At 72.9% G+C, this 5,959-nt stretch carries 7 protein-coding genes; 5 read left to right on the forward strand and 2 right to left on the reverse strand.

Annotated elements, in window-relative coordinates:
* The coding region (locus FNH09_RS43655; protein WP_202919879.1) for a class I SAM-dependent methyltransferase at positions 1-700 on the forward strand (700 nt) is incomplete at its 5' end.
* Here the strand turns inward: FNH09_RS43655 and FNH09_RS43660 are convergent.
* The gene (locus FNH09_RS43660) at positions 667-2,103 is read right to left on the reverse strand and encodes a SulP family inorganic anion transporter (protein ID WP_152895421.1); all 1,437 of its coding nucleotides are present in this window, start codon (positions 2,101-2,103) and stop codon (positions 667-669) included. The two genes, FNH09_RS43655 and FNH09_RS43660, sit on opposite strands and share 34 nt — an antisense overlap.
* Before the next feature lie 238 nt (positions 2,104-2,341).
* Here FNH09_RS43660 and FNH09_RS43665 point away from each other — a divergent pair, with 238 nt between their 5' ends.
* The 3 genes from FNH09_RS43665 (at position 2,342) to proC (ending at position 4,921) form a co-directional block, all read left to right on the forward strand.
* Positions 2,342-3,154: an ABC transporter ATP-binding protein gene (locus FNH09_RS43665; protein WP_152895422.1), complete on the forward strand. Its 813-nt coding sequence runs from the start codon at positions 2,342-2,344 to the stop codon at positions 3,152-3,154.
* The gene (locus FNH09_RS43670; protein ID WP_152895423.1) at positions 3,151-3,921 is read left to right on the forward strand and encodes an ABC transporter permease; all 771 of its coding nucleotides are present in this window, start codon (positions 3,151-3,153) and stop codon (positions 3,919-3,921) included. Before FNH09_RS43665 ends, FNH09_RS43670 begins: the two co-directional genes overlap by 4 nt.
* Positions 3,922-4,111: 190 nt before the next feature.
* Complete coding sequence (proC, locus tag FNH09_RS43675; RefSeq protein WP_152895424.1) at positions 4,112-4,921, forward strand: pyrroline-5-carboxylate reductase; 810 nt, start codon at positions 4,112-4,114, stop codon at positions 4,919-4,921.
* An 87-nt stretch (positions 4,922-5,008) separates the two neighbouring features.
* On the opposite strand, the gene FNH09_RS43680 is transcribed toward proC, so the two are convergent.
* Entirely contained in the window at positions 5,009-5,593 is a 585-nt protein-coding gene (locus FNH09_RS43680; protein WP_152895425.1) for a cysteine hydrolase family protein, read from the reverse strand.
* An 83-nt stretch (positions 5,594-5,676) separates the two neighbouring features.
* Here FNH09_RS43680 and FNH09_RS43685 point away from each other — a divergent pair.
* The coding region (locus tag FNH09_RS43685; protein WP_476691280.1) for a type 1 glutamine amidotransferase family protein at positions 5,677-5,959 on the forward strand (283 nt) is incomplete at its 3' end.

Genomic DNA, 5,959 nt, shown 5'->3' on the forward strand with positions numbered 1-5,959 from the left:
CGGCTACCCGCCCGCCCTCTTCGACGCGATCGAGGAACTCGCCGGCCGCCCGCTGCGCGGCGCCCGGGTCGCGGACATAGGCGCCGGCACCGGCATCGCGACCGCCCTGCTGAGCGCCCGCGGCGCCGAGGTGATCGCGGTGGAGCCCGGGGACGGCATGGCGGCCCAGCTCCGCCGCACCCTCCCCGAGGTCCCGCTGGTGCGCGGGAACGGCAACGCGCTCCCGCTCGCCACCTCCTGCGTAGACCTGCTCACCTACGCCCAGGCCTGGCACTGGACCGACCCCGCGCACTCGCTCCCCGAGGCCGCGCGCGTGCTGCGGCCGGGCGGGGCGCTGGCGCTGTGGTGGAACACGGACCCGCACGACGTGCCGTGGATCACCGAGCAGGCGCGGCGCATCGGGCGCCACTTCGGCGGCGTGTACGACAACCGGCAGGGCTCGCCCGGCTATACGGCACCGCACGTCTTCGAGGGGGTACCGGCCGTCCCGGAGCACGCGCGGCGCACGGTCCGCTGGAGCCGCACGGTCCCGCTCGACACCCACCTCGCCAACCTGGGCAGTCACTCCCTCTTCCTCGTGCACGGCGAGTCGGCGGCCGACGCCTTCCTCGCCCGTGAGCGCGAGCGCCTGCTGGAGATCTTCCCGACCGGCCTGGTCGAGGAGGTCTACGACGTCCTGTTGATCGTCGCCACTCCCTGACGCTCCTGGCGCGCGGCGGCCCATCCCTCCAGCGCCGCCGCGCAGGCATGGTCCAGGTGCCGCAGCCCACCCAGTTCCAGCCGGATCTCCCGGTCCCGCGGCAGCGCCTCCAAGGCGTCCAGCAGTTTCGGCAGTCGCAGGAACGTCGCATGCCCCAGCACCCGTACGACGAGCCCGGCCGCCCCCAGGTCCTCCGTCTCCACATGCACATGGCTGGTCTCCCACGCCGTCTTGGCGACGGCCAGCGCGAGCCCGACCAGCACGCCCTCCAGCAGGTTCCCGACGGTGATCGCGACCGCCGTCACCCCGAGCACCACCACCTCCCCGCGGTGCTCGCGCCACAGCCCCCGCACCTCGCGCACCGGCACGAGCTTGCACCCGGCGTGCACCAGCAGCCCGGCCAGCGCCGCCACCGGGATCACCCCGAGCGCCCCGGGCAGCACGGCGGTGAACAGCAGCAGCCACACCCCGTGCAGCACCCGGGACGCCTTGGTCCGCGCCCCGGCCCGCACGTTCGCCGCGCTGCGCACGATCACCGCCGTCATCGGCAGCGCCCCCAGCAGCCCGCACAGGGTGTTGCCCGCGCCCTGCGCCATCAGCTCCCGGTCGTAGTCCGTACGCGGTCCCGTGTGCAGCCGGTCCACCGCCGCCGCGCTGAACAGCGACTCCGCGGACGCGATCAGCGCGAAGGCCACGACGGTCCCGATCACCCCCACTTCCGTCAGCCGCCCGAACTCCGCCACCGGCGGCACCTGTACGACGTCCAGCAGTCCCTGGACCTCGACCCGCCGCACCTCCAGGTCGAACACCCCGGTCACCGCCGCCGCCAGCCCCACCGCGACCAGCGGCGCGGGCACCAGCCGCGCCCCCCGCCGCCAACGCGGCCACAGCAGCAGTACGGCCATGGTGGCACCGCCCACCGACAACGCCACCGGGTCCATCCGGCCGGGCAGTGACACCAGTCCGGCGAGCTTCCCGGGCCCGTCCCCCGGAGCGGCCACGTCCCCGAGGGCGTAGACCTGCCCGGCGATCAGCACCAGCCCGATCCCGGCGAGCATCCCCTGGACGACGGCCACGGACACGGCCCGGAACCACCGCCCGAGCCGCAGCGCGCCCAGGGCGAGCTGCACCAGTCCGGCCGCGCACACCAGGACCCCGAGCGCTTCGAGGCCGTACGTCCGCACGGCCTCGTACACGAGCACGGTCAGCCCGGCCGCCGGACCGCTCACCTGGAGGCTGCTGCCGGGCAGCGCCCCGGCGACCAGGCCGCCGACGATTCCGGTGACCAGGCCCAGTTCGGCCGGTACACCGGAGGCGACGGCGACGCCCACGCACAGCGGCAACGCGACGAGGAACACGACGAGTGAAGCGAACAGATCGGCCTTGCGTACGCCACAGCGCATGACAGCAGCACCTCCGGTCGACAGCGGGAGACGCGTGGGCGCCGAACCGGGGGAGGACTCGGCGAACTGAATTCCATTGTCGGAAACGAACGCCCGTAGTGGGGCCGATCCGTGTGTGCAGCCGGTGAACACAGAGGCGCAGGAACCGGACGCCCTGCCTCCAATCCCACCGCCGCGCGCCTGCGCCGTTCCGCACAACCGCTTGACGGCGCGGCCGCTCCGGAGAATTATTCATCACATGATGAATTACTTGCCGGGCCCCGGGGAAACCGACACCGGCGGCCCCACCCCGCCCGCGATCCGCGCCGAAGCCCTCACCGTCCTGCGCGGTTCCCGGTCCGTCCTGCGCGGCCTCGGCTTCACCGTCCCGCGCGGTCAGATCACCGGCCTGCTCGGCCCCTCCGGATGCGGCAAGTCGACGCTCATGCGCGCGATCGTCGGCACCCAGGCCAAGGTCACCGGCACCCTTGAGGTCCTGGGCCGCCCCGCGGGCCACCCCGCCCTGCGCACCCGCATCGGCTACGTCACCCAGGCCGCCTCCGTCTACGACGACCTGACGGTCCGGCAGAACCTGGACTACTTCGCCGCGATACTCGACCCCGGCCGCGCGGCCGCCGACCGCCGCCGCGCCGACGTCACCCGGGCCATCGCCGACGTCGACCTCGCGAGCCATGCCGACGCCCTGGCCGGCAACCTCTCCGGCGGCCAGCGCAACCGCGTCTCCCTCGCGGTCGCCCTCCTCGGCGCCCCCGAACTCCTGGTCCTGGACGAGCCGACGGTCGGCCTCGACCCGGTCCTGCGCCGGGACCTGTGGAACCTCTTCCACCGCATCGCCGCGGACCGCGGCGCCACCCTCCTCGTCTCCTCCCACGTCATGGACGAGGCCGAGCGCTGCCACCGGCTGCTGCTCATGCGCGAGGGCGAGATCCTCGCCGACGACAGCCCCGAGGCCCTGCGCACCCGCACCGGCTCCGAAACGGTCGAGGCGGCCTTCCTGCACCTGGTGGACGAGGCCGTCGCGGCCGGCCACACGAAGGAGACAGCCCGATGAGCACGACCGCACCCGCCCCCGCCGCCGCCCTGAACCTCTCCCGCACCACGGCCACCGCGGCCCGTGTGCTGCGCCAGCTCCGCCACGACCCGCGCACCATCGCGCTGATGATCCTCGTCCCCTGCCTGATGCTGGTCCTGCTGCGCTATGTCTTCGACGGCAGCCCGCACACCTTCGACAACATCGGCGCGTCCCTGCTCGGGATCTTCCCGCTGATCACGATGTTCCTGGTCACGTCCATCGCAACGCTGCGCGAACGCACCTCGGGCACCCTCGAACGACTCCTCGCCATGCCCCTCGGCAAGGGCGACCTGATCGCGGGTTACGCCCTCGCCTTCGGCGGCCTCGCGATCGTCCAGTCCGCCCTGGCCACGGGCCTCGCCGTCTGGCTCCTGGGCCTGGACGTCACCGGCTCCCCCTGGCTGCTGCTCCTGGTGGCCCTGCTGGACGCGCTCCTGGGCACCGCCCTCGGCCTCTTCGTCTCGGCGTTCGCCGCCTCGGAGTTCCAGGCGGTCCAGTTCATGCCCGCGGTGATCTTCCCGCAGCTCCTGCTGTGCGGCCTGTTCACCCCGCGCGACCAGATGCACCCGGTCCTGGAGGCCATCTCCGACGTACTGCCCATGTCGTACGCGGTCGACGGCATGAACGAGGTGCTCAGGCACACCGACATGACGGCCACCTTCGTACGGGACGCCCTGATCGTGGCCGGCTGCGCCCTGCTGGTCCTCGGCCTGGGAGCGGCCACCCTGCGCCGCCGCACCACCTGACCCCGAGGGCGCCCCACACTGATCCCGCGGGCGCCCCACGGCAGTCACGCGCCCGGCGCACACCCCCGACGCCCCGCCCCGGCACCACACTCCGACACTCACGTCCGCCCACCGGACACCCCACCCGAACCCGCCGCCCCTGATGCGAGGATGAGCCCGGACGACGCACCCCTCGGAGGGCACCTCAGCCATGATCCAGAAAGTCGCGGTCCTCGGCACCGGCAAGATCGGCGAAGCACTGCTCAGCGGAATGATCCGCGGCGGCTGGGCCCCGTCCGACCTCCTGGTCACCGCCCGCCGCCCGGAACGAGCCGAAGAACTCCGCACCCGCTACGGAGTCGTCCCGGTCAGCAACGCGGAGGCCGCCAAGACCGCCGACACCCTGATCCTGACCGTCAAACCGCAGGACATGGGCACCCTCCTCGACGAGCTCGCCCCGCACGTCCCCGCCGACCGCCTGGTCATCAGCGGAGCCGCAGGCATCACCACCGCCTTCGTCGAGGACCGCCTCACGGCCGGCACCCCCGTGGTCCGGGTCATGACGAACACGCCCGCCCTGGTCGACGAGGCGATGTCCGTCATCTCCGCCGGAGCCCACGCCACCGCCGACCACGTCAGCCACGCCGAAGCGATCTTCGGAGCGGTCGGCAAGACCCTGCGCGTCCCCGAGTCGCAGCAGGACGCCTGCACCGCCCTCTCCGGCTCGGGCCCGGCGTACTTCTTCTATCTGGTCGAGGCGATGACCGACGCCGGGATCCTCCTCGGCCTGCCCCGCGACAAGGCCCACGACCTGATCGTCCAGTCCGCGATCGGTGCCGCGACCATGCTCCGTGACAGCGGCGAACACCCGGTCAAGCTCCGCGAGAACGTCACCTCGCCCGCCGGCACCACCATCAGCGCCATCCGCGAACTCGAGAACCACGGCGTACGGGCCGCCCTGATCGCCGCCCTCGAAGCCGCCCGCGACCGCAGCCGCGAACTGGCCTCCGGCAACAACTGACCCACGCCGGCGCCCGCCCGCACGCCGCTGCCCGCCGCCCGCACGCCGGGCAGCGGGCAGCGGCACGGCACCCCGCGCCTGCTCTGCTCACTCCACCGAGCCGACGATCTCCTCCGTGGTCACGACCCGGGCGAACCCGCCCCCGTGCAGCGACACCGCCGCCGCTTGCGCGAGCTCCTCCGCCTCGCGCCGCCAACCGAACGGCCCTTCGAGGTCGAAGGTGTACGTCGCGTCGTAGGCGACCACGACCTCGTACCCGAGGTTCCCACCCATCCGCGCCGTCGTCTCCACACACATGTTGGTCTGGATCCCGGCCACGACGAGCTGCGTGATCCCCTCCGCCTTCAGCCAGGCGTCCAGGCTCGGCGTCCCGAGGAACGCCGAGTTCACCGTCTTCGTGATCAGCAGTTCCGCCCCGGCGCCCTTCCCGCGCCGCTGTGCCACGTACTCCTTGAAGTCGTTGCCCTCGTATCCCGCCCGCAGCGGCGAGCGCGGGTTCACCGAGTCGTGCCGTACGAAGACGACGGGCCGTCCGGTCGACTGCCAGGCGTCGAGCAGTGCCGCGATGTTGTCATCGGCCCCGGGGTTGTTGCGCGCCCCCCAGAACTCCAGCTCCTCGAAGCCCTGCTGCACGTCGACGACCACCAGTGCCGCGTTCTCTGCGATGTCCATGCCTACGATCCTGCCGCCGCGCGCCCCTCCGCCCCAGCAGAACAAAAGCCAGCGATCGATGGTTTACTGCCACCGTGGACAGCTTGGACAGCACCCCGGGCCCGGTCGGCCGCCCCTACCGCGTGGCCCTGGTCGCCTTCCCCGGCATCCGGGCCTTCGACGTCTCCGTCATCACCGAGGTCTGGGGTCAGGACCGCACCGACCGCGGCGCCCCGGCCTTCGACCTGCGCCGCACCGCGTCCGACACCGCCACCCCCGTCCCGATGCGCGGCGGCCTCGCCCTCCTGCCCGACCGCACCCTCGGCTGGCTGGACCGCGCGGACCTGATCGTGATCCCCGGCCGCGACGACCACCTCACCCCCACGC

The organism is Streptomyces adustus (genome assembly GCF_009377175.1).
Classification (GTDB): Bacteria; Actinomycetota; Actinomycetes; order Streptomycetales; family Streptomycetaceae; genus Streptomyces; species Streptomyces adustus.